The 23,628-nt window shown below is 71.2% G+C and carries 19 protein-coding genes and 2 pseudogenes; 10 read left to right on the forward strand and 11 right to left on the reverse strand.

Features of this window, described 5'->3' with window-relative positions; all coding sequences use genetic code 11:
- Positions 1-76: 76 nt before the first annotated feature.
- On the reverse strand, positions 77-1,714 hold the full coding sequence (locus tag AB0F01_RS14250; protein WP_362094202.1) for a protein kinase: 1,638 nt from the start codon (positions 1,712-1,714) through the stop codon (positions 77-79).
- 349 nt (positions 1,715-2,063) lie between these two features.
- On the opposite strand from AB0F01_RS14250, the gene AB0F01_RS14255 reads away from it, so the two are divergent.
- Complete coding sequence (locus AB0F01_RS14255; RefSeq protein ID WP_362094205.1) at positions 2,064-3,647, forward strand: protein kinase; 1,584 nt, start codon at positions 2,064-2,066, stop codon at positions 3,645-3,647.
- Positions 3,648-3,704: 57 nt separating this feature from the next.
- Here AB0F01_RS14255 and AB0F01_RS14260 read toward each other — a convergent pair.
- Positions 3,705-4,216 (reverse strand): annotated as a pseudogene (locus AB0F01_RS14260) (phosphotransferase); the annotation flags it as partial.
- Between the two features lie 622 nt (positions 4,217-4,838).
- Between AB0F01_RS14260 and pdhA the strand changes: the two are divergent.
- The 4 genes from pdhA (at position 4,839) to AB0F01_RS14280 (ending at position 9,000) form a co-directional block, all read left to right on the forward strand.
- On the forward strand, positions 4,839-6,080 hold the full coding sequence (gene pdhA / locus AB0F01_RS14265; protein WP_362094208.1) for a pyruvate dehydrogenase (acetyl-transferring) E1 component subunit alpha: 1,242 nt from the start codon (positions 4,839-4,841) through the stop codon (positions 6,078-6,080).
- Position 6,081: 1 nt separating this feature from the next.
- Positions 6,082-7,059, forward strand: a complete 978-nt coding sequence (locus AB0F01_RS14270; RefSeq protein ID WP_164335489.1) for an alpha-ketoacid dehydrogenase subunit beta — start codon at positions 6,082-6,084, stop codon at positions 7,057-7,059.
- A gap of 10 nt (positions 7,060-7,069) precedes the next feature.
- Entirely contained in the window at positions 7,070-8,515 is a 1,446-nt protein-coding gene (locus AB0F01_RS14275) for a dihydrolipoamide acetyltransferase family protein (protein ID WP_362094211.1), read from the forward strand.
- 80 nt (positions 8,516-8,595) lie between these two features.
- The gene (locus tag AB0F01_RS14280; RefSeq protein ID WP_362094214.1) at positions 8,596-9,000 is read left to right on the forward strand and encodes a DUF6518 family protein; all 405 of its coding nucleotides are present in this window, start codon (positions 8,596-8,598) and stop codon (positions 8,998-9,000) included.
- 608 nt (positions 9,001-9,608) lie between these two features.
- Here AB0F01_RS14280 and AB0F01_RS14285 read toward each other — a convergent pair.
- A pseudogene (locus tag AB0F01_RS14285) lies at positions 9,609-9,938 on the reverse strand (RNase A-like domain-containing protein); the annotation flags it as partial.
- Positions 9,939-10,163: 225 nt separating this feature from the next.
- Positions 10,164-11,063: a D-alanyl-D-alanine carboxypeptidase gene (locus AB0F01_RS14290; RefSeq protein ID WP_362094217.1), complete on the reverse strand. Its 900-nt coding sequence runs from the start codon at positions 11,061-11,063 to the stop codon at positions 10,164-10,166.
- 215 nt (positions 11,064-11,278) lie between these two features.
- Here AB0F01_RS14290 and AB0F01_RS14295 point away from each other — a divergent pair, with 215 nt between their 5' ends.
- Both AB0F01_RS14295 and AB0F01_RS14300 read left to right on the forward strand, forming a co-directional pair.
- Positions 11,279-11,932: a GntR family transcriptional regulator gene (locus tag AB0F01_RS14295; protein WP_362094219.1), complete on the forward strand. Its 654-nt coding sequence runs from the start codon at positions 11,279-11,281 to the stop codon at positions 11,930-11,932.
- Positions 11,929-13,377 (forward strand): MFS transporter, encoded by a 1,449-nt coding sequence (locus AB0F01_RS14300; protein ID WP_362094222.1) that lies wholly within the window; start codon positions 11,929-11,931, stop codon positions 13,375-13,377. Before AB0F01_RS14295 ends, AB0F01_RS14300 begins: the two co-directional genes overlap by 4 nt.
- 367 nt (positions 13,378-13,744) lie before the next feature.
- Here AB0F01_RS14300 and AB0F01_RS14305 read toward each other — a convergent pair whose 3' ends face one another.
- Positions 13,745-14,569 carry a maleylpyruvate isomerase family mycothiol-dependent enzyme gene (locus tag AB0F01_RS14305; RefSeq protein ID WP_362094225.1) on the reverse strand — a complete coding sequence of 275 codons (825 nt, stop codon included), beginning with the start codon at positions 14,567-14,569 and terminating at the stop codon, positions 13,745-13,747.
- Positions 14,570-14,744: 175 nt separating this feature from the next.
- Here AB0F01_RS14305 and AB0F01_RS14310 point away from each other — a divergent pair, with 175 nt between their 5' ends.
- Entirely contained in the window at positions 14,745-15,566 is an 822-nt protein-coding gene (locus tag AB0F01_RS14310; RefSeq protein ID WP_362094227.1) for a carbon-nitrogen family hydrolase, read from the forward strand.
- Positions 15,567-15,680: 114 nt separating this feature from the next.
- Here the strand turns inward: AB0F01_RS14310 and AB0F01_RS14315 are convergent, their stop codons facing one another.
- From AB0F01_RS14315 to AB0F01_RS14330, 4 genes are all read right to left on the reverse strand, one after another.
- On the reverse strand, positions 15,681-16,172 hold the full coding sequence (locus AB0F01_RS14315) for an LURP-one-related family protein (RefSeq protein WP_362094230.1): 492 nt from the start codon (positions 16,170-16,172) through the stop codon (positions 15,681-15,683).
- Positions 16,173-16,369: 197 nt separating this feature from the next.
- Positions 16,370-16,618 (reverse strand): DUF6458 family protein, encoded by a 249-nt coding sequence (locus tag AB0F01_RS14320; protein ID WP_164334617.1) that lies wholly within the window; start codon positions 16,616-16,618, stop codon positions 16,370-16,372.
- Positions 16,619-16,725: 107 nt separating this feature from the next.
- Positions 16,726-18,102, reverse strand: a complete 1,377-nt coding sequence (locus AB0F01_RS14325) for a M18 family aminopeptidase (RefSeq protein ID WP_362094233.1) — start codon at positions 18,100-18,102, stop codon at positions 16,726-16,728.
- An 86-nt stretch (positions 18,103-18,188) separates the two neighbouring features.
- Positions 18,189-20,015: an acyl-CoA dehydrogenase gene (locus AB0F01_RS14330; RefSeq protein WP_362094235.1), complete on the reverse strand. Its 1,827-nt coding sequence runs from the start codon at positions 20,013-20,015 to the stop codon at positions 18,189-18,191.
- 162 nt (positions 20,016-20,177) lie between these two features.
- Here AB0F01_RS14330 and AB0F01_RS14335 point away from each other — a divergent pair, with 162 nt between their 5' ends.
- On the forward strand, positions 20,178-20,642 hold the full coding sequence (locus AB0F01_RS14335; protein WP_362094238.1) for an SseB family protein: 465 nt from the start codon (positions 20,178-20,180) through the stop codon (positions 20,640-20,642).
- A 234-nt stretch (positions 20,643-20,876) separates the two neighbouring features.
- Positions 20,877-21,848 (forward strand): pirin family protein, encoded by a 972-nt coding sequence (locus AB0F01_RS14340; protein WP_362094241.1) that lies wholly within the window; start codon positions 20,877-20,879, stop codon positions 21,846-21,848.
- 286 nt (positions 21,849-22,134) lie between these two features.
- On the opposite strand, the gene AB0F01_RS14345 is transcribed toward AB0F01_RS14340, so the two are convergent.
- Both AB0F01_RS14345 and AB0F01_RS14350 read right to left on the reverse strand, forming a co-directional pair.
- The gene (locus AB0F01_RS14345; RefSeq protein WP_362094244.1) at positions 22,135-22,413 is read right to left on the reverse strand and encodes a hypothetical protein; all 279 of its coding nucleotides are present in this window, start codon (positions 22,411-22,413) and stop codon (positions 22,135-22,137) included.
- Between the two features lie 21 nt (positions 22,414-22,434).
- Positions 22,435-23,364 carry a hypothetical protein gene (locus AB0F01_RS14350; RefSeq protein ID WP_362094246.1) on the reverse strand — a complete coding sequence of 310 codons (930 nt, stop codon included), beginning with the start codon at positions 23,362-23,364 and terminating at the stop codon, positions 22,435-22,437.
- Between the last annotated feature and the right edge of the window lie 264 nt (positions 23,365-23,628).

Consider the following 23,628-nt stretch of genomic DNA (forward strand, 5'->3'; position numbering starts at 1 on the left):
GTCCGACACCCTGACGAGCGAGCGGAAGGGGCCCGGCATCCTGCCGGGCCCCTTCGGTGTCCGTGCCGTCCCGCGCTCAGGCGGGCGGGTTGCCGGTGGAGACCTTCAGGGTGATCTGCGGCATGTCCTCGGGGTCGACGTCCGTGCCGGCCGGCGGGAACTGCTCCCGGACGGATCCCTCGCCGTAGACGTTCTCGTCCACGTTGACGATCTTCAGGTCGCCCCAGCCGGCCGCCTGGAAGCACTCCTTGACCGACTTGATGTACTTGAACTTGAAGTTCGGGAGCCGGATCTTGTCGGGGTCGTTGTACGACTCCCGCGGCTCCTCGCACTCCTCCTTGTCGATCGTCTTCGACGTGTCGGGCCCGCGGTAGCCCTCGGCGCGGGTTGCCGACGCCGAGGGCGAGCTGCCGCCGCTGCCCTTGTTGTCCTCGTCCCCGCCGCCGTTGAGCGTCAGCGCGGCGATCAGGCCGCCGACCGCCAGGACGGAGACGACCACCGAGCCGATGATCACCGGCCGGTTGCCGCGCCCTCCGCCGGACCCGGCGGGCTGCGGCGAGAGCGTGTACGGGGCGGGCGTCGACGGGCCCGGCTGCGCGGAGTACGCCGACGGGTGCGGGGTCGGGTAGCCGCCCTGCTGCGGGTAGCCGTACGACGGGGCCGGAGCCGGCGAACCGTACGGGTGGGGCGTGGGGGCGGGGCCCGGCTGGTACGGCGTGTGGACGTTGCCCGACTGCGCCGGGCCGGTCTGGTCGACCGGCGGGAACACCGCGGAACCGACGCCCGAGCCGGCCGGTGCCTGGGTGCCGGGGACGATGCTCGGCGGCGCCGGCTGGAAGGACTGGCCCACCCGCAGGCACTCCCCGCGCATCGCCTCGGCGCTGGGGAAACGCTCGTTGGGGTTCTTCTTCAGCGCGCGGGCGATCAGCGCGTCCACGGCCGGGGGCAGCGAGCGGTTGATGGAGGACGCGGCCGGCGGCTCCTCCTGCACGTGCGCGTAGGCGATGGCCAGCGGGGAGTCGGCGTCGAACGGGAGGCGACCGGTGACCAGCTGGAACAGCATGATGCCGACCGAGTAGAGGTCGGACCGGGCGTCCACGCCCCGGCCGAGCGCCTGCTCCGGCGAGAGGTACTGCGGGGTGCCGACGACCATGCCGGTCTGGGTCATCGACGTGACGCCGGACTGCATGGCACGGGCGATGCCGAAGTCCATGACCTTGACCACGCCGCGCTTGGTCATCATGACGTTGCCCGGCTTGATGTCCCGGTGGACCAGGCCCATCTCGTGGCTGATCTCCAGGGCGGCGAGCACGTCCGCGGTGATCTTCAGGGCCTTGTCGGCGGGCATCGCGCCGTACTGGCGCACGTCCTCGTCGAACACCGACCCCAGCGGGCGGCCCTCGACGTACTCCATGACGATGTACGGCGTGGTCAGGCCGTCCACGTCGTCCTCGCCGGTGTCGAAGACCGACACGATGTTGGTGTGGGTGAGCTTGGCCACGGACTGGGCCTCGCGGCGGAAGCGCTCGCGGAAGGCCTGCTCCCGGCCGAGTTCCGTGTGCAGCGTCTTGATCGCGACCTGGCGGTCGAGCACGCTGTCGTAGGCGAGGTGGACGGAGGCCATGCCGCCCTGGCCGAGCAGGTCCCGCAGTTGGTACCGTCCGCCGGCGAGCGAACGTCCCGCATGGTGGCCCTGTGCGCCGTCCTGGCTCATCTTCCGCTTCCCCCGTAGCCTCTCCGGCGCCCGTCGTCGGTGACCGTCCGTCGTAGATCCCGTGTGCTATTCCCGGCCAAGTCTGCCGCAGGCCACCGACACGTCAAGCGCGGTGCCCGTTCCGTGACCGTACGCGAAAGAAGCGTCGCGGAAGCGTTACCGCAGGCGTACGGCCGGTACACGCAATTTGCACGACCGTACGGAGTGCGGGTTTCATGACCGGTCCGTCTCGTCCCGGTCCCCGCGGGCCGTACCGGACCGAAGGCTCGCGCAAAGGCTGTAGCGTGGCTCGACGGAGAGACCGTGACAACACCGCGCGTACCGCGGGCAGAAACGACGGCGAGGACTGATGGCACAGCAGCAGCGCGCCCAGGGCCCGTCCGACCCCGAGGCGACTGGCGGCGGCATGTCGGACGCGCCGGACAACTGGGGCAACGGCGGGCTCGTGGGCGACGGCCGGTACCGGCTGACGCACCGGCTCGGCCGGGGCGGCATGGCCGAGGTGTTCGCCGCCGAGGACGTCCGTCTGGGACGCACCGTCGCCGTCAAGCTGCTGCGCTCCGACCTCGCCGAGGACCCGGTCGCCAAGGCCCGCTTCACGCGTGAGGCGCAGTCCGTGGCCGGCCTCAACCACCACGCGATCGTCGCCGTGTACGACTCCGGCGAGGACGTCATGGGCGGCCAGCCCGTGCCGTACATCGTGATGGAGCTGGTCGAGGGCCGCACCATCCGCGACCTGCTGATGAACGCCGAGGCACCGGGCCCCGAACAGGCGCTGATCATCGTCTCCGGGGTGCTGGAGGCGCTCGCCTACTCCCACCAGCACGGCATCGTGCACCGGGACATCAAGCCCGCCAACGTCATCATCACCAACAACGGCGCCGTGAAGGTGATGGACTTCGGCATCGCCCGTGCCCTGCACGGCGCGTCCACGACGATGACGCAGACCGGCATGGTCATGGGCACCCCGCAGTACCTCTCGCCGGAGCAGGCGCTCGGCAAGGCCGTCGACCACCGCTCCGACCTGTACGCCACCGGCTGCCTGATGTACGAACTGCTGGCGCTGCGTCCCCCGTTCACCGGTGAGACGCCCCTGTCGGTGGTCTACCAGCACGTCCAGGACATTCCGACGCCGCCGTCGGAGGCGTCGGACGCCAGCCCGCCGGAGCTGGACGGGCTGGTGATGCGCTCCCTCGCCAAGGACCCGGACGACCGCTTCCAGACGGCCGAGGAGATGCGCGGGCTGGTCCAGTACGCGCTGCAGATGCTCTACGACCAGGGCGGTCACACCGGCACCTGGAACACCGGCCCGGTCGACGTGCACGACGGCCGCAGCACCCCGGCGGCCGGTTTCGCCGGCACGGCCGTGATGCCGCACCCGGACGCCGCGGGCACCGCGGCGATCCCGCAGCCGATCCTGCCCGCCGGGTACGGGAGCGGGGACGACGGCGGCTTCGAGGGCGGCGGCAACCGCGGCAACGGGCGCGGCAAGCTGTGGGTGCTCGCCGTGCTCGCGGTGATCGCCGTCGTGGCCGGTGTCGCCCTGGCGCTCAACAACTCCGGTGGCGCGGGGGGCGGCGAGAAGCCGGAGAAGTCGCCGACGACCTCGCAGACCACCGAGGACGAGAAGTCCAGCGAGAGCCCGAGCGAGGACGTCGACGAGACGCCGAGCCAGGACACCGACCCCGGCACCGGGACGGGCTCCGGGGGCAACTGGACGCCGACCCAGCAGCCGACCCAGCAGCCCACGCAGCAGCCCACCCAGGACCCGACGGGCGAGCCGACGGGCCAGGACCCGACGACGCCGACCGAACCGACCACGGAGCCGGAGGAGCCGTCGAGCCCGCCCGTGACACCGCCAACCGGCGGCGGCGCGGCAGAGGGCGCGACCGGCGGCGGCGAGGACGCCGGGGGCCAGGGCGACAGCGGCTGACGGCGCCGTAGCCGACGGCCGCCCGTCCGGGTATCCCGTCGGCGGCGTGCCGCCGGTTCACTCCGCGAACGCGTCGCACACCGCGTCGTACACCGCTTCGTACTCCCGGGGCCACCACACGGCCGGCGCGGCCGTGGCGGGGAACCGGCCGTCCGCGCGGGCGTCGGCGCGTTCGTAGGGCCAGCGCGGGATCCAGACGTCGTCGAGGCGTTCCCACCGGACCCGGTACACGGCCGCCGCCAGGTCCGACGGTGGGGCCGCGGCGGCACCGCGGCAGGCCCGCACGGGCGGCAGGTCGAGGGTGCCCCCGGGCCTGCCGCGTGAAGAAGATCGCCGCGGCCCGCACCGCCTCCTCCGTGCGGGGCTGCACGGCCGGCCGGGTCCCGGTCGACGACGGCGGCGGGCGCGTCCCCCGGTCCAGCAGGTCGAAGGGGTGGAAGTCGCCGTGCACACCAGCCGATCGCGCCACCGCGCGGCGGACACCGGTGCGCGTGCCGCTCACGGGGCGTGCGGCGTTCCAGGAGCCGGTGGCGGGCGAGCGGGTTGAAGGAGTCGCCGGACCGGTGGCGGGCGAGCGCGTCGAAGAAATGGATGGACCGGTGCCGGGCGAGCGCGTCGAAGGAGTCGGCGGGCCGGTGGCGGGCGTACGCCCGGTACGAGGCTCAGTGCCCGGCACACCGAGAGCACGCCCCTGACGCCGCACGGCCCGCCGTTCGGGCGGACGGCCTGCCGTTCGGGCGGACGGCGGGAATCTGACGACAGGACCCAGCGGCCTGTGCGCCCCCGTGAGCTGCGCCATGTCACACCCGGTCAATCCCGGTCACAGCAGGTGGCCGTTCCGACGTCGGCGGTGCGGCTCGGCTCTTCCCGAGCCCGGGGTGGCCGGGATAACGTGCCGTTGCTCCGGCCTCCTGCAAGGCTGTTGACCAGTGCACCCGCCAGACCTTCTCGATTTACTTGGATATCCAAGCAAAAACGCAGGTCAGATGGGGTTTCACAGAAATGTGTCGCACTGGGTAACGTGCACATTGCAGGGCGCTCGCCGGGGCACCTGTCACGCCTGTTCCCGGTCGAGTGGCACACACCCCGTGCCCGGTGGCCGAAAACAGGTGAGCCTTTCCCGCTCCTGGAGCGGGGAAGACCCCCAGGTCACCCGGCAACCCCGGGGGCCGGACCGACGGAGGAGCACACGTGACCGTGGAGAGCACTGCCCCGCGCACACCGCGACGCAGCGCCGGAAGCAAGGCCGGCGCCACCGGCACCAAGGGCGGCGCCACCGCCAAGAAGGCCGCCGGCGCCGCCAAGAAGGCCACCACCGCCAGGAAGGCCACCGGTGCCGCCGAGAGCGCCGAACCCGCCCTCGTCCAGCTGCTGACGCCGGAGGGCAAGCGCGTCAAGAACGCCGAGTTCGACCCGTACGTCGCCGACATCACCGCCGACGACCTGCGCGGGCTGTACCGCGACATGGTGCTCACCCGCCGCTTCGACGCCGAGGCCACCTCGCTGCAGCGCCAGGGCGAGCTGGGGCTGTGGGCCTCGCTGCTCGGCCAGGAGGCGGCGCAGATCGGCTCCGGCCGTGCGCTGCGCGACGACGACTACGTCTTCCCCACCTACCGGGAGCACGGTGTCGCCTGGTGCCGAGGCGTCGATCCCACCAACCTGCTCGGCATGTTCCGTGGCGTGAACAACGGCGGCTGGGACCCCAACAGCAACAACTTCCACCTGTACACGATCGTCATCGGCTCCCAGACGCTGCACGCCACCGGCTACGCCATGGGCATCACCAAGGACGGCGCGGACAGCGCGGTCGTGGCCTACTTCGGCGACGGTGCCTCCAGCCAGGGCGACGTCGCCGAGGCGTTCACCTTCTCCGCGGTCTACAACGCCCCGGTCGTCTTCTTCTGCCAGAACAACCAGTGGGCGATCTCCGAGCCGACCGAGAAGCAGTCCCGCGTGCCGCTCTACCAGCGCGCCCGCGGCTTCGGCTTCCCGGGCCTGCGCGTGGACGGCAACGACGTCCTCGCGACGCTCGCCGCCACCAGGTGGGCCCTGGAGCGGGCCCGCAGCGGTGAGGGCCCCACCCTGCTGGAGGCGTTCACCTACCGCATGGGCGCCCACACCACCTCCGACGACCCCACCCGCTACCGCCACGACGACGAGCGGGCCGCCTGGGAGGCCAAGGACCCGCTCCTGCGCCTGCGCCGCCATCTCGAACTCTCAAACCACGCGGACGAGGGATTCTTCGCGGAACTGGAGAACGAGTCCGAGGCGTTGGGCAAACGAGTGCGCGAAGCGGTCCGTGCCATGCCGGACCCGGACCACTTCGCCATCTTCGAGAACGTCTACGCGGACGGACACGCCCTCGTGGACGAGGAACGGGCGCAGTTCGCCGCCTACCAGGCGTCCTTCGCCGACGCGGACGGGGGTAAGTGACATGGCAGAGAAGATGGCCCTGGCCAAGGCGATCAACGAATCGCTGCGCCGCGCCCTGGAGACGGACCCGAAGGTCCTCGTCATGGGCGAGGACGTCGGCAAGCTGGGCGGCGTGTTCCGGGTGACGGACGGGCTGCAGAAGGACTTCGGCGAGAGCCGCGTCATCGACACCCCGCTCGCCGAGTCGGGCATCGTCGGCACGGCGATCGGCCTTGCCCTGCGCGGCTACCGTCCGGTGGTGGAGATCCAGTTCGACGGCTTCGTCTTCCCGGCCTACGACCAGATCGTCACGCAGCTCGCGAAGATGCACGCCCGAGCGCTGGGCAAGGTCAAGATGCCCGTCGTCGTGCGGATCCCCTACGGTGGCGGCATCGGCGCGGTGGAGCACCACTCCGAGTCCCCCGAGTCGCTGTTCGCGCACGTCGCCGGCCTGAAGATCGTCTCGCCGTCGAACGCGTCGGACGCGTACTGGATGATGCAGCAGGCCATCCAGAGCGACGACCCGGTGATCTTCTTCGAGCCGAAGCGCCGCTACTGGGACAAGGCCGAGGTCAACACCGACGCCATCCCCGGCCCCCTGCACACCGCGCACGTGGCCCGCGAGGGCACCGACCTGACGCTGGTGGCCTACGGCCCGATGGTGAAGCTCTGCCAGGAGGTCGCGGACGCGGCCGCCGAGGAGGGCCGCTCCCTGGAGGTGCTGGACCTGCGCTCGGTCTCGCCGATCGACTTCGACGCGATCCAGGCGTCCGTGGAGAAGACGCGCCGCCTGGTCGTCGTCCACGAGGCGCCGGTGTTCTTCGGTTCCGGCGCGGAGATCGCCGCCCGGATCACGGAGCGCTGCTTCTACCACCTGGAGGCCCCGGTCCTGCGGGTGGGCGGCTACCACGCGCCGTACCCGCCGGCCCGCCTGGAGGAGTCCTACCTCCCGGATCTGGACCGGGTGCTCGATGCCGTCGACCGCTCGATGGCGTACTGAGGAGGGGGTCGTGACGACGATGACGGACGCGTCCGTACGCGAGTTCAAGATGCCGGACGTGGGCGAGGGCCTCACCGAGGCCGAGATCCTCAAGTGGTACGTCCAGCCCGGTGACACGGTCACCGACGGCCAGGTGGTCTGCGAGGTCGAGACGGCCAAGGCGGCCGTCGAACTGCCCATTCCCTACGACGGCGTGGTCCGCGCCCTGCACTTCCCGGAGGGCACCACGGTCGACGTGGGCACGTCCATCATCGCGGTGGACGTCTCCGGCGGCGCGGCCCCGGCCGGGGAGGCGGCGCCGCCCGCGCCGGACACCGCGGCCGAGCCCGCGCCGGAGCCGGAGTCGAAGGGCTCGGGCCGCCAGCCCGTGCTGGTCGGCTACGGCGTGGCCACGTCCTCCACCCGCCGCCGCCCCCGCAAGGCGGCGGCTCCCCAGCCGGAACTCAACGGCCACACCCCGCCCCCGGCGCCCGCCGCCGAGCCCGTCCCGGTGCCCGTCGCCGAGCCGGTCGCGGGCGGGCAGCGCCCGCTGGCCAAGCCGCCGGTGCGCAAGCTGGCGAAGGACCTCGGCGTCGACCTCACCACGGTCGTCCCGACCGGCCCGGACGGCATCATCACCCGGGACGACGTGCACGCGGCGGCCCAGCCGAAGGCCCCCGAGCCCCAGGCCCCGGCGGCGCCCGCCGCCCCGGCCCCGGCGCCCGCGCCCGCGCCCGCAGCTGCGGCGGCCCCCGCGGCGGCGTCCTACGACACCGCCCGCGAGACCCGCGTGCCGGTCAAGGGCGTGCGCAAGGCGACGGCGGCGGCGATGGTCGGCTCGGCCTTCACCGCACCGCACGTCACCGAGTTCGTGACGGTCGACGTGACCCGCACGATGAAGCTGGTCGAGGAACTCAAGCAGGACAAGGAGTTCGCCGGTCTGCGGGTCAATCCGCTGCTGCTGATCGCCAAGGCCCTGCTGGTCGCGATCCGGCGCAACCCCGAGATCAACGCCTCCTGGGACGAGGCGGCCCAGGAGATCGTGGTCAAGCACTACGTCAACCTGGGCATCGCGGCGGCCACCCCGCGCGGTCTGATCGTCCCGAACATCAAGGACGCCCACGCCAAGACCCTGCCGCAGCTGGCCGAGTCCCTCGGTGAACTGGTGTCCACGGCACGGGAGGGCAAGACCTCCCCGTCCGCGATGCAGGGCGGCACGGTGACCATCACCAACGTCGGCGTCTTCGGCGTCGACACGGGCACGCCGATCCTGAACCCCGGCGAGTCCGCGATCCTCGCGGTCGGTGCGATCAAGCTCCAGCCGTGGGTCCACAAGGGCAAGGTGAAGCCGCGTCAGGTCACCACCCTCGCCCTGTCCTTCGACCACCGCCTGGTCGACGGCGAACTCGGCTCCAAGGTCCTGGCCGACGTGGCCGCGGTCCTGGAACAGCCGAAGCGGCTGATCACCTGGGCCTGACGGCCACGATCCGGATCGGCTGACGCCGGGAGGGGCGCCGCACGTTCGAGTTGCGGCGCCCCTCCTGCGGTCCCGCCGGCTTGCTGCCCCTCCTGCTGGTGTCCACGCTCGGGGGCCACTTCGGAGCCGGAGGGCTCGGCACCGCCGCGGTGTGGGCCGTCGCGGGGCTGGCCGGCGGGCCGTTGCTGGGCTGGGCCGGGTGGACGGTGCGCCGCGGCTCCGGGCAGGTGCGGGCGGTGGCGGGCGCGGTCGTGGCGATGGTGGTGCTGGGCGAGGGGCTCTGGTTCGGCCTGGCCCTGCACTACCGGACCGAGGCGACCGTCTTCCTGGCGGCCGGCGTCCTCCTTACCGCCGTCCTGACGACGTACCTCGTGCGCGCCCGCGTCCCCCGGGCCTGGCTCTGCCCCGTCCTCGCCCCGCTCCTGGCCGCCGTCTTCTTCGGCGCCGAGAAGCTGATCCTGGACGCCTTGATCGGGACCGTCTGACGGCAGCTCCCACCGAAGCCGTTGTTCAGGGGTTCTCCTGCGGCCTCGACCCGGTGAGGCGGCCGGCGACGAGGGCGAGCCACCCACTGGGGGCGTACGGCACGGGCGGGTCGACCTCCATGCCCAGTTCGGCCAGTGGCATCCTGCATGTCATCGCTGATGGCGACACCGTTCTGACCGAAGTAGATCGGGAGGAACTGCTCAAAGCGTGGAAACGGAGCAGCAATTCCCTCGTGGTCAGGGGGACACTCAAGTAGGAAGCGTCGTCGATTCGGTGATCCCAACTGTCCACATGATCGGCAATTTTTCCAGGTGTCGGGCGTGCGCTCCTCGGTGGCGGACCGCGGAATGCGGTCGAGAGCTTTCTGAATGGCGCCTGACGGATCGGGAAATAGTTCTGCCGCCAACCTCAGTTGGGCTGCGATTTCAGTCAGATTCCGTCTTCCGTCGCAGGCGGAGTTGCGGATCCCGCGGATGAGCGGGAAGAGGTGCATCTGCCACTGAGCAGGGTCATCGGGGATGCTCCGGCCCCACGCGTCGTAGCGGTCCAGGAGCATGCGGGCGCCTTCGAATGTCCAGTACCCGACCTTTCTCGATCCGTCACGCGGTCATCCTATCCTTTGGACTCCTTGTTCTTGGGCGTCGAGGTCAACACAGTGATGGGTGGGTCGAGGTCCGGGTTGTAGAGGAGCCCGCGTCTCCACACCGTACACATCCTGGGCCGCATGGGCGGGGAAGGGGTGATTTTTGATTTCCTCCTTGCCGATACTTCTCCCCGTGACTCCGAACGGAGTCGTTTCGAGGAATAGATCGGTGCGATCACCGCGCTTCCGGTCCGGGTCGGAGAGCCAATCCTGGAGCTCTTCTGAATTCTTGTCGATGTTGTACTGCGTCACTCTCTGGGCCGTTTCGAGATCCTTGAAGGACGAGGCCTCTGCGACTCTTGGCTGGCCGTAGGGATTTCACGCACCCGGGCACGGGACGGGTGGCCGGGGCAGGTGGTGCGGGCTGATCAGGAGTGGTGGACGCGCTGTCGTTGCTCCGGCGGCGTGCCTCCAGGCCTTGGCTTTGCTGCGAACCCGACCGCCCAACGACGAGGGGCTCACCCGCGCCGGTGCGCGGGTGAGCCCCTGGCCGGTGATGCGTGGCCGTCGGCCGGCGGGTCAGACCTTGCCGAAGCCGTAGCCCAGGAGCTTCTTGGCGTCCTTCTCGCGCTGGGCGCCCGAGGAGGAGGTGAGGACGGTGCCGATGACGGTCTTGCCGTTGCGCGTCGCGGCGAAGACCAGGCAGTACTTCGAGACGGAGCCGGAGCCGGTCTTCACGCCGATCGTGCCGCTGTAGTTGCTGAGCAGCGTGTTGGTGTTGGTCCACGGCGCCATCGTGCGGGTGCTGCCCGTCTTGGTCTTCGTCTTGGCCGTGTACTTCTTGGTCTTGACGATCGTGCGGAACGTGGAGTTCTTCATGGCGCTGCTGGCGATCTTCGTCAGGTCGCGCGGGGTGGAGTAGTTCTTGCCGTTGCCGATGCCGTCGAACGAGTCGAAGTGGGTGTTCTTCAGCCCGAGCTTCTTCGCGTCCGCGTTCATCTTGCCGATGAAGGACTTCACCCGGGCCGACCGGGTCTTGCCCGAGCCGAACTTGTCGGCGAGCGCGTACGCCGCGTCGCAGCCGGAGGGCAGCATCAGCCCGTAGAGCAGCTGGCGCACGGTGACCTTGTCGCCCACGATGAGGCGGGCGGACGAGGCGGTCTTGGAGACGATGTAGTCGCTGTAGGCCTTCTGGATCGTGACCTTGGCGTCGAGGTTCAGGTTCTTCTGTGCCAGGACGACCTTGGCGGTCATGATCTTCGTCGTGGAGCCGGTCGAGCGGCGGGTGTCCGCGGCCTTGGTGTAGAGCGACTTGCCGTTCGCGTTGTTCATCACGTAGCCGCCCTTGGCGACGATCGTGGGTGCGGCGGCGGCCTGGGCGGGAGCAGCGTGGAGGGCTCCGGAGGCGAGGACGGCGCCTGTGGTCAGGGTCACGCCGATCGCTCTGCTCAGACGGATGCCCTGGATGCCGGTTTTCAACTGAGGTACCCCGATTACCTTGAATGACCGTACGGTGCGGCCGAGTTGAGGCGCGGCCGACAGGGGGCCGCACGTGTCTGACTCGCGTCGGGGGGTGATGGTTGTGCGGGTTCAGTGAAAAAGTCCGGGCCGTCGCCGCGCCCGCCACCGTCCGTCGCCGGTCCGCATGATGGACGGACGCTGTCATGCGTCCCTGTTGTATCTATCCTGTCGGCATGAGCCTGGCCGACGTGAAGCACCCCCCTGCCGCCGAACGCGTCTACACCCATGTCAAGCAAGGTGTCCTCGACCGCCGGTACGAGGGCGGGACGCTGCTCACCGAGGGGGAGCTCGCCGAGGCCGTCGGGGTCTCCCGCACGCCCGTGCGGGAGGCGCTGCTGCGGCTGGAGGCCGAGGGCCTGATCCGCCTCTACCCGAAGAAGGGCGCCCTGGTGCTGCCCGTCTCGGCGCAGGAGATCGCCGACGTGGTCGAGACCCGGCTGCTCGTCGAGGAGCACGCGGCGCGCAAGGCCGTGCCCGCGCCGCCCGCCCTCATCGAGCGCCTGGAGGAGCTGCTGGCCCGGCAGAAGGAACAGGCCGCCGCCGGTGACTTCGCGGCCGCCTCCGTCACCGACCGGTGCTTCCACGCCGAGATCGTCCGCAGCGGCGGCAACGAGATCCTCTCCCGCCTCTACGACCAGCTGCGCGACCGCCAGCTGCGGATGGGCGTCGCCGTCATGCACTCCCACCCCGACCGCATCGCCAAGACCCTCGCCGAGCACGAGGAGATCCTCGCCGCCCTGCGCTCGGGGGACGCGGAGGCGGCCGTGGGCGCCGTGCACCGGCACGTGGGCTGGTTCTCGCACCTGGCCCGGGGCGAGGTGCGATGACCCGCCCCGACCGCCCCGAGGGCGCCGCCGACCACCCCGGCCGCCCCGACCGCCCGGAGGGCGCCGCCGACCGCCCCGACCGTGCCGAGCGCGCCGACCGTACTGTCGACGGCCCCGACCGCCTCGACCGCGTCACCCGGGAGAGCACCACCGCCACGGCCACCCGCCCCGGCGATCCCCCCGGCGGGCGGCGCGCCCTCGCCGTGTGGGGCATCGGCGTCTCGGTCTACTTCGTCGCGGTCATCTTCCGCACGTCCCTGGGCGTGGCCGGGCTCGACGCCGCCGACCGCTTCGAGGTCAACGCCTCGGCCCTGTCCACGTTCTCCATCGTGCAGCTGATGGTCTACGCGGGCATGCAGATACCCGTCGGCCTGCTGGTCGACCGGCTCGGCACCAAGAAGGTGCTGGCCATGGGCGCCGTGCTGTTCACGGCCGGGCAGCTCGGCTTCGCGCTGTCCCCGTCGTACGGCATGGCGCTGACCGCGCGGGTGCTGCTCGGCTGCGGCGACGCGATGACGTTCATCAGCGTGCTGCGGCTGGGTACCCGGTGGTTCCCGGCACGCCGCGGGCCCCTCGTCGCGCAGATGGCGGGACTGGTCGGCATGGCCGGCAACCTGGTGTCCACGCTGGTGCTGTCCCGGCTGCTGAACGACGTCGGCTGGACGGCGGCCTTCGGCGGCAGCGCGCTGGCCGGTGCCGTGGTGTTCGTGCTGGTCGTGCTGTTCCTCAGGGACCACCCCGAGGGCCACGAGCCGGAGCCGGTGGGCAAGCAGGGCCCCGCCTACGTGCGCCGGCAGATCGCCGCGTCCTGGCGGGAGCCCGGGACCCGGCTCGGCCTGTGGGTGCACTTCACCACCCAGTTCCCGGCGATGGTGTTCCTGCTGCTGTGGGGGATGCCGTTCCTGGTCGAGGCGCAGGGGTTGTCCCGGGCCACGGCAGGTGAGCTGCTCACCCTCGTGGTGCTGTCCAACATGGCCGTCGGCGTCGTCTACGGCCAGGTCGTCGCCCGGCACCACGGCGCGCGGCTGCCGCTGGCGCTCGGGACCGTCGCCGTCACGGCGCTGCTGTGGGCCGGCACGCTCGCGTATCCGGCCGAGACGGCGCCGATGTGGCTGCTCGTCGTGCTGTGCACGGTGCTGGGGGCCTGCGGACCGGCGTCGATGCTCGGCTTCGACTTCGCCCGGCCCGCCAATCCGCCCGAGCGGCAGGGCACGGCGTCCGGGATCACCAACATGGGCGGTTTCATCGCCTCGATGACCACCCTGTTCACCGTCGGGGTGCTGCTGGACGCAACGGACGACAGCTACCCGGTCGCCTTCTCCTCGGTCTTCGTCCTCCAGGCGCTCGGCGTCAGCCAGATCCTGCGGCTGCGACGGCGGGCGGTGCGCCGCGAACGCGATCGGCTGGTGGCGAGCCGGGTGGAGACGCAGCGCGTACCGGTGTGACGGACCGCTCGCGGCACCGTGCGCGACGGACCGTGCTGTGTGTCTGCTTCCGGCGGGCTGCCCCTGGCCGACGGCGTCTGACTACTGCTTCCGGCGGACGGGTTCCGGCGGACCGGTTCCGGCGGACGGGTTCCGGTGGACTGCGTTTGACGAATTGCGTCTGACGGATTGCGTCTGAAGGGATCGCGTCCGAACGGATGACGTCCGGCGGCCCCTCGACGACGGCCCGTCTGCGACGGCCTTGCCACGACGGAGAGCCGTGCCGGGAGCCGTCCTCGACGAGCCCCCGGGTGCGGGTGCCGACCGCGGGCACCCGCACCCCCGCCCGCGGCGGACGGAACGCCCCGCGGGACGGACGGCTCGGGGCCTACTTGGTGACCGTGAAGTGGCGGAGGATGGCTTCGGCGAGTTCCGGGTCGCCCTCGGTCTTGATCCGGTCGGCGACCTGCTCGTGGGTCACCCGGCCGCAGGCCAGGCGCACGTACGTCTCCCAGTCGAGGGTGAGGGTGACGGCCGGGCCCAGCGCGGGCGCGGTCTCCAGGGTGCCACGGCCCTGGATGTCGACGCGGACCGTGCGCAGGAACTCCACCGGGCCGTGCACGTCGACGACCACGGCCGAGCTGCGCGGTGCCTGGGCCTCCTCCGCCACCACCCGCGGCAGCTCGTCCAGCAGCACGTCACGGGCGACGTGGGCACCCGGCGAGTCGAGGTTGCCGGGGCGGCCGAGGGCGGCGCGCAGGTCCTGCTCGTGCGCCCACACGTCGAAGGCGTGCCGCCGCATGGCCTCCTCGAGCGTGAGTTCGGTGCCCAGCGGGCCGCGCACCAGGGTGGAGGGGTCGCGGGACTCGTTGCGCAGCTGGCGGTTGCGGCGGATGACGACGTACTCCAGCTCGGAGGTCATCTCCGGCGCCGTGTGGTGGCGGCGCACGTCGACCTGCATCTCCATGTAGCGCTGGTGGTCGTTGGTGACGTGGAACAGGTCGCGGGGCAGCGTGTGGATGGGGCGCGGGTCGCCCAGCATCTCGGTGTCCAGTCCGATGACGTGGGACACCACATCACGGACCGACCAGCCCGGGCAGGGCGTCCGCCGGTTCCAGTCGGCCTCCACGAGCGGCTGCACCAGCTCGGATATCGCGTCGATGGAGTGCGTCCAGGCGTCGGCGTAGGACTGAAGGGCGGGATGCAGGCTCACGGAACTGGGACCCCTCGGCGGTCGGTACACGGGCAGGTTGTGGCGGCGGTGCCTGTGGGCGGTGGCTGCACTCGGCGGGACCCCCAAGTTACGCTGCTGTGGGGCACCCCGGCAGTGCTTTGGTGTGACGATCGTAGGCCCGTGGCCGCGGGTCGAATGCCAGGACGGTGGTAGTGTGCGCGCTTCTCTCCTCCAGATCGCCGTGAACGAGGGCGAAACGGTCGAATCGCGTCGGCAGCGGGCCGCCGCCCTGGTGCGGGAACAAGCCGGAGCCGATCTCGTGGTGCTGCCGGAGCTGTGGACCACGGGGGCGTTCGCGTACGAGGAGTTCCACAACGCGGCGGAGCCGCTCGACGGGCCCACCCACGAGGCGATGGCCAAGGCGGCGAGCGACGCCGGCGTCTGGCTGCACGCGGGTTCCGTGCCGGAGCGGGTGCCGTCCGACGGCGACGGGGGCGGCGGTGGCGGGGAGACGCTCTACAACACCTCGCTCGTCTTCTCCCCCTCCGGCGACCTGGTCGCCGCCTACCGCAAGATCCACCGCTTCGGCTTCGACAAGGGCGAGGCGGTGCTGATGGGCGCGGGCGACAGCCCTGTGACGGTCCGTCTGCCCGGCACGGTGCTGGGCCTGGCGACCTGTTACGACCTCCGCTTCCCCGAACTCTTCCGCGCGCTCGTCGACGACGGTGCCGAGACCTTCGTCGTCCCGGCGGGCTGGCCGGAGCGCCGCCGGTCCCACTGGACGCTGCTGGCGCGGGCGCGGGCGGTGGAGAACCAGGCGTTCGTGCTCGCCTGCGGAACGGCCGGGACGCACGGCGGGATCCCGCAGGCGGGTCACTCGATCGTGGTCGACCCCTGGGGTGAGGTCCTCGCCGAGGCCGGGCCGGGGGAGCAGGTCCTCACCGTCGACTTCGACCCCGCCTCGGTGGCCGGCACCCGCGAGCGCTTCCCCGCACTGAAGGACCGCGTCCTGGGGCTGCGCGACCCGCGGGGGTGAGGCACCGGACGGGCGGCGCCCCGCCGTCTCGCCACCCCGTCCTCCCGACGACCCGGCGCCCCGTCCTCCCGGCGCCCCGTCGTCCCGTCCGCCCCCTCACCCCGGCGCCCCGGCTCAGTCCTCCCGCTCCTTGTCCGCCAGGTGGATCACGCACACCGCCACCGCGATCAGCAGCGCCGGGTCGGCGTCCTCGCGCACGACGTCGACGCCGTAGGTCTCGCGGACGTGCAGCCACCGGCGGGAGACGACCGCGAGGAGTTCGCCGTCGTACTCCACGGCGAACTCCCGGTCCAGGATGCGCCCGCTGACGTCGAGTTCGCTGCCGTCGGCCAGGGCGACCCGGTAGTGGTTGCGCAGCAGTGACAGCCGTTTGCGGCGGATCGTGGCCAGCGGCTCGCCGCCGCGTTCGAGCACCATGGTGTCGCGCAGGGCGAACATCTTCTTGCGGATGTCGACCAGGACGCGGCCCTGGGCGTCCTTCAGCTCGAAGGTGTCCCGCAGCCGCATCGCCTTGCCGTCGACGAGGTAGACCTTGGTGCCGCGGTCGTCCTCGATCCAGTAGTCGTCACCGATGCCGAGCAGCCGCTCGCGTACGAGGAATCTCATGTCACCAGCACTTCCCCGCCCCCGTGGGCGGAACGCCGCCGGGTAGGCCGTTCGGCGCCACCGGCGGGCAGGCCGGGCCCGGCCCAAGGCTCTGCCGGGCCGGCCGTGGCGGCACCGTCGGCACGGGCCGTCGCGGGACGGACGCCGGGGCGGACGCGGTGGGGCTTGCCTTCCGCCCGCCGCTCATGCCCGGGGAGTCAGACCCCGTACCCGTCGCTGTAGCCGTCGCGGTGCGGCGGCCGGGTGTCGTCGACGACGGGCGTGGCGGGCGGCACGACGACCCGGCGGCGCCGGGCGATGCTGCTGAAGGTCGCCACGCCGATCAGGCCGACGATCATGAAGATGACGCCGACCAGGTCAAGGTTGACACCCTGCATGTCCCAGTCGGTCGCGAACGTGAGGATCGCCCCCACGGCAATGAGGAGTATGCATCCACCGAGACCCATGAGTGTGTCGCCTTCCCGTCCGGTCGTTCCGGTCGTCGACACCGGGTACCCGGGAGGCCGCCGCTCATGCGCCGAGCGGCGGCCGGCCACGGATGATGCCCCGTCAATCAGCCTTCCAGGAAGGCCACCAGCGCGTTCGCCAGCATGAACGGGTCCCGGGCCCCGCACAGTTCGCGGGCGCTGTGCATGGACAGGATGGCCACGCCGATGTCGACCGTCCGGATGCCGTGGCGGGCGGCGGTGATCGGGCCGATCGTGGTGCCGCACGGCATGGAGTTGTTGGAGACGAACGACTGGAAGGGCACGCCCGCCTTCTCGCAGGCGGCGGCGAAGACCGCGCGGCCCGAACCGTCCGTGGCGTAGCGGTTGTTGACGTTGACCTTGAGGATGGGTCCGCCGTCCACCCGCGGATGGTGCGTCGGGTCGTGCCGCTCGGCGTAGTTGGGGTGCACCCCGTGGCCGGTGTCGGAGGACAGGCAGACGCTGCCGGCGAGGGCGCGCGCCCGGTCCTCGTACGAGCCGCCGCGGGCGAACACCGAGCGGGAGAGCACGTCGCCGAGGAGCGGGCCGTCGGCGCCGGAGTCGGACTGGGAGCCGTTCTCCTCGTGGTCGAAGGCGGCGAACACCGGGATGTACGGCAGCCGGCGCCGCTCCGTGGAGGAGCTCGTGGCGTGGTCGGCCACGGCCGCGAGGGCTGCCGTGCCGGCGTGCACGGAGAGCAGGTTGTCCATCCGCGGGCCGGCCACCAGTTCGCGGTCGCGGCCGAGGTAGGCGGGCGGCTCGACGGGGTGCACCATCAGGTCCCAGCCGGTGACCTGGCCGGCCGGGACGTCGGCGGCCTCCCCGAGGAAGGCGATGAGGTCGCCGTCGCGGACGTCGTCGCCCAGGCCCCACACGGGCTGGAGGTGGCGCTGCTTGTCCAGCTTGAGGCCGTCGTTGTTGACGGCGCGGTCCAGGTGGATGGCGAGCTGCGGCACCCGCAGCAGGGGCCGGTCGACGTTCACCAGCCGGGTGGTGCCGTCGCGCAGGGAGAGCCGGCCGGCCAGACCCAGGTCCCGGTCGAGCCAGGAGTTGAGCAGCGGGCCGCCGTAGATCTCCACGGCGACCTGGCGCCAGCCGTGCGCCCCGCTGTCGGGCCGCGGCTTCACCCGCAGGGTGGGGGAGTCGGTGTGGGCGCCGATGATCCGGAAGGGGGTGTGGGTGGTCGCGCCCTCCGGCACGTACCAGGCGACGATGGCGCCGCCCCGCACCACGTACCGGCCTCCCGCCTTGGTGTTCTCCGCGTCCCAGGCGTCCGTCTCCGAGACCTGCCGGAAGCCCGCCTTCTCCAGCCGGGCGGCGGCCTCGGCGACCGCGTGGTACGGCGTGGGGGCGGCTGCCAGGAAGGCCATCAGGTCGTCGGTGTGGCCGCGGTGGAACGCCCCGGTGGCTCCCGTGGAGCCCGGGGTGGGGGCGGCGGAGGCGGGGCGGACGGTTTCGCTCATGGGTTCACCTTAACGAGGGCGAGGGCCCGCCCCCCAGGGGAGCGGACCCTCGTGCGGTCCTGCGGCGAGCGGTGCGGGCGGGGCGGCTAGAAGGCGGCCTCGTCCAGCTCCATGAGGTCCAGGTCGACGCCCTCGGCGACCTTGCGGGCCAGGGTGACGCCGGGCAGGACGTTGGCCGCGAAGAACTTCGCCGCGGCGATCTTGCCGGTGTAGAACGCCTGGTCCTTGCCGGAGGCCGTCGGGAGCTTCTCGGCCGCGACGGCGGCGCCCTTCAGCAGCAGGTAGCCGACGACGACGTCACCGGAGGCCATCAGCAGGTGGGTGGTGTTCAGGCCCACCTTGTAGATGTTCTTGACGTCCTGCTCGGTGGCCGCGAGGTCGGTGAGCATCAGGCCGACGATGGCCTCCAGCTCGACGGCCGCCTTGGCCAGGTGCTCGCGGGCGCCGGCCAGCTCCTCGCCGCCGGTGCCGAGGGCGAGGAACTTCTTGATGTCCTCGGCGAGCGAGTTCAGGGCGGCACCCTGGTTGCGGACGATCTTCCGGAAGAAGTAGTCCTGGCCCTGGATGGCGGTGGTGCCCTCGTACAGGGTGTCGATCTTGGCGTCGCGGATGTACTGCTCGATCGGGTACTCCTGCAGGAAGCCGGAGCCGCCGAAGGTCTGCAGCGACTGGGCGAGCTGCTCGTAGGCCTTCTCGGAGCCGTAGCCCTTGACGATCGGCAGGAGCAGGTCGTTCATCGCGTGCTCGGTGGAGGCGTCCTCGCCGTTGGCCTCCTTGACCTGGATGGCGTCCTGGATCGAGGCGGTGTACATCACCAGGGCGCGCATGCCCTCCGCGTACGCCTTCTGCGTCATGAGCGAGCGGCGCACGTCGGGGTGGTGGGTGATGGTGACCTTGGGCGCGGTCTTGTCCATGAAGTTCGCCAGGTCGGGACCCTGGACGCGCTCCTTGGCGTACTCCAGCGCGTTGAGGTAGCCGGTCGACAGCGTGGAGATCGCCTTCGTGCCGACCATCATGCGGGCGAACTCGATGATGCGGAACATCTGGCGGATGCCGTCGTGCTTGTCGCCGATCAGCCAGCCCTTGGCGGGGTGACGGTCGCCGAAGGTCATCTCGCAGGTGTTGGACGCCTTCAGGCCCATCTTGTGCTCGACGTTCGTGGCGTAGACGCCGTTGCGCTCGCCCAGCTCGCCGGTCTCGAAGTCGAAGAGGTACTTCGGGACGAGGAAGAGGGACAGGCCCTTGGTGCCGGGGCCGGCGCCCTCGGGGCGGGCCAGCACGTAGTGGAGGATGTTCTCCGACATGTCGTGCTCACCGGAGGTGATGAACCGCTTCACGCCCTCGATGTGCCAGGAGCCGTTCTCCTGCTGCACGGCCTTGGTGCGGCCGGCGCCCACGTCCGAGCCGGCGTCCGGCTCGGTGAGCACCATCGTGGAGCCCCACTGCTTCTCGGTGGCGAACTTCGCGATGTGCTTCTGGACCTCGTTGCCCTCCTCGAAGAGGATGCCGGCGAAGGCGGGGCCGGAGGAGTACATCCACACCGCCGGGTTCGCACCCAGGATGAGCTCGGCGTAGGCCCAGATGAGGGAGCGCGGCGCGGTCGTGCCGCCGATCTCCTCGGGGAGGCCCAGACGCCAGTACTCGGAGTCCATGAAGGCCTGGTAGCTCTTCTTGAAGGACGCCGGGACCGGGGCCGTGTTGGTCTCCGGGTCGAAGACCGGCGGGTTGCGGTCGGCGTCGGCGAAGGACTCGGCCAGCTCGTTCTCGGAGAGGCGGTTCAGCTCCTCCAGGATGCTCTTCGCGGTGTCGACGTCCATCTCCTCGAACGGACCCGTGCCGTACAGCTTGTCGCGTCCGAGTACTTCGAAGAGGTTGAACTCGATGTCGCGGAGATTCGACTTGTAGTGCCCCATGGCGACGGCTCCGTTGAGAGAGAGATCGGCGAGGCACTGACTCCTCGCACTCGTTCACGTACCAACAAGTAGCTACGATGATGCTACCCGTCGGTAATAAGAAGCAACCCCGATCCGGACATCTGTGACTCACCCCTCGCGCGGGTCAGTAGTCTGTGCGGCATGTACGGCTACGACCAGAGCGCCGGAGCGCAACAGGGTTACGTCCCGCCCCAGCAGCAGATGCCGGGCGGGTACGGGCAGCAGCCGCCGCTGTACCCCGAGCCGTCCCCGCCCTCGCTCGCGGACGCGGTGCGCGCCTTCACCACCGGTCAGCTGGCCGCCGAGGACTTCCAGCAGATCTTCGCGACGTCCAAGGTCTACTGCCCGCGGGGTGACAACCCCGGCTTCCTGGCCCTGCACAACACCCAGCAGCCGGTGATCCCGATGTTCACCTCGCTCAAGGAGCTGCGGCGGTACGCGGGCAAGGAGTCCAAGTACTTCGTGATCACCGGCGCGGAGGTGATCGACCTGCTGCCCACCGGCTACGGCTTCGTGCTCGACATGGAGGGGGAGCACCGCATGGTGTTCGACGCGAAAGCGGTGGAGCAGATGGTCGAGTTCGCGATGCGCCGGATGTACGGCTGACGCCCCCGCCGCGCGGACGGCGGGAGCCGTTCCCGCGCGGACGGCCGGGTCCTGGCCGGGCGCAACGGCCCCGGTGCCCGGTCGCGAGGGCGGGGCCGTCGCCCCGCGGACGGACGGCCGCCGTCGACCCCCCACACCCGTGGCCCGGAGGGAATGCCCTCCGGGCTCTCGTCGTTCGGGGTAGCGAGAAGTTCAACGCTCAACTAAAATGGCCGCAACCGAGGAGGTACCGCCATGCCCGCAGTGACCGTCGAGAACCCGTTGACGCTGCCCCGTGTGACCGCAGAGACCGACGCCGTGGCACGTCCCGTGCTCGCCGTCACCACCGCGCCGAGCGGATTCGAGGGCGAGGGCTTCCCGGTGCGCCGGGCGTTCGCGGGGATCAACTACCGCCACCTCGACCCGTTCATCATGATGGACCAGATGGGCGAGGTGGAGTACGCGCCCGGCGAGCCCAAGGGCACCCCCTGGCACCCCCACCGCGGCTTCGAGACCGTCACCTACATCATCGACGGCGTCTTCGACCACCAGGACTCCAACGGGGGCGGCGGCACCATCACCAACGGCGACACCCAGTGGATGACGGCCGGCGCGGGCCTGCTGCACATCGAGGCGCCGCCGGAGCACCTGGTCGTCTCGGGCGGCCTCTTCCACGGCCTGCAGCTGTGGGTGAACCTCCCGGCCAAGGACAAGATGATGGCCCCCCGCTACCAGGACATCCGCGGCGGCACCGTCCAGCTGCTGACCTCCCCGGACGGCGGCGCGCTGCTGCGCGTCATCGCGGGCGAGCTGGACGGCCACCAGGGCCCCGGCATCACCCACACCCCGATCACGATGATCCACGCCACGCTGGCCCCGGGCGCCGAGATCACCCTGCCGTGGCGCGAGGACTTCAACGCCCTGGCGTACGTCATGGCGGGCCGGGGCACGGTCGGCGCCGAACGCCGCCCGATCCACCTGGGCCAGACGGCGGTCTTCGGCACCGGCACCTCGCTGACCGTCCGCGCGGACGAGAAGCAGGACTCGCACACCCCCGACCTGGAGATCGTCCTCCTGGGCGGCCGTCCGATCCGTGAGCCCATGGCCCACTACGGCCCCTTCGTCATGAACACCCGCGAGGAGCTCCAGCAGGCCTTCGAGGACTTCCAGAAGGGCCGCCTCGGCACGATCCCGGCGGTGCACGGGATGAGCGAGGGCGGGCTGTAGGCCCCTGCGAGCCGCACGGACGGGCCCGGCCCCCACCAGCACGGTGAGGGCCGGGCCCGTCCGGCTCCGGGCGTACCGGGATGCGGGATCCGAGGGCCCTGAGGTCCCGGGGAACAGCCGGGCCGCCGGATCCTCGTCCGCCCGGCGCGCGTACGGCCGCCGGCACGCGTCCGGCCCGGTCGCCAGGAGGTGACCGGGCCGTCGTCGTCGTGCCGTCGAGGCCGGACCCGGCGCTCCTCGGACGGATTCCCCCGCGCCCGCGGCAGCGCCCCGCGCGGCCGGAACGTCAGCCGGACCGACGCGCGCTGTCCCTCAGGCGACGGCGCACCAGGTGCGCCGCCTGTCCCGCGCCCGCGCCCCACAGGAGTGCCCCGGCCGTTGCGTGGGTCGTGGCCACGCCGGCCGACGCGGCCACCAGGAACGCCAGTGCGCCGCAGGCCAGGCCGATGACGATCGCCGGGGCGTCGCGCCACACCTTGCTGCCGGGTCGGCCGATCAGCAGCAGAGCACCGAGGGAAAGGCCGGTCACCGCTGCTCCGGAGTACACGAAACCCATGTCACCCATCGGGTGATCCCCTTCCTGCCGCTACTTGCAGTACCCACCGGAGTACTGGCCGGGAACGAAGAGGCCGGCCGCGAACTTGATCTTCAGGCACTTCTTCGCGCTGTGGGCCTTGGCGGCCGTTGCCGTGATGGCGGCGGAGTGCATGGTGACGTACGCGTTGAGACCCGGAGGGAGGGCCCAGGCAGCCATCGCGGTCAGCGCGCCGTTCTGGGCGACCTTCTTGGTTTCGCTCTTCTTGAAGTAGGCCGTACCCGTGACGATGCCCCAGGTGAACTTCGGGTCCGCCACGACCGGGAACGCGGTGTCCTCGTCGACGTCGACCGTCTGAACGACATGATCGCCGTCGAGGTTGTACCGCGTCGGCACCGGCTTGCCGTGGGCATCCTTCGCCCAGGGCGCGTCAAGCGTGCCGATGGTGGTGTGGACGCCCTCGGCCGTTTCGCGGGTGATGTCGAATCCGCCCGAACCGTTCTCGATCAGGGAAGCGTCACTCGGCAGGCCGAGGGTGAAGCGCTGAGTGGTGGACGCTTCGGCGTCCTTGAGCACGACCAGTGCCCGGGCTCCGCCGTCTTTGGTGGCCTGGACCGCCAGGTCCGTCGACGGGGACGCATTCGGGTACACGACCGTGCCGACTCCGGCCTCGAACGCGGGTACGTCGCTGCGCGCGGGCAGACCGAGGCTCAGGGTGCCCCCGACCTCTGTGCTGGCGGTGAGGGATCCGCCGGCCGTCGCCGGAGTGGTGACGTTGATGCCGGCGGTCGGTGTACCAGGCGGAGCCACGTCTTCGGTTCCGGTTGCTGCCTCGACCACGGTGGCCGTCCGTTCGGCCTCCTGGTGGGGTGCCTCCGCGGCAACGGCTGTCTCGGTCACGGCACCGGCCGCCAGTACGGCTCCGACCACGGCCGCAGTGACCGACCGCCGGGCAGTGGTGGACAGGGAGAGTATGCGCATGAAGTGCTCTGTATCTGTTGTGCAGAAAGCGGCGACCCTGAGCCGAGGACGGCCGTCGACCGGCCATCGGCGTTCCCCCAGAGCCCCGCAGGGTCGCCGTCAAGCTAGTCGCGCCTGCTGGCCCATATGTGGATGAACTGTCAACCAGCGTCCGGAAATGGCTGTTCACGGGTGTGCGGCGGTGGGCGGTTTCAGCGCGCAGTCGCTTGCCGGGGAGCCCGGAGGCTGTCTCGTTGATGTCCAGGGATGGCTGATTTTTTTCGT

The sequence above is a fragment of the Streptomyces sp. NPDC029526 genome, assembly GCF_040637405.1.
Lineage (GTDB): Bacteria > Actinomycetota > Actinomycetes > Streptomycetales > Streptomycetaceae > Streptomyces.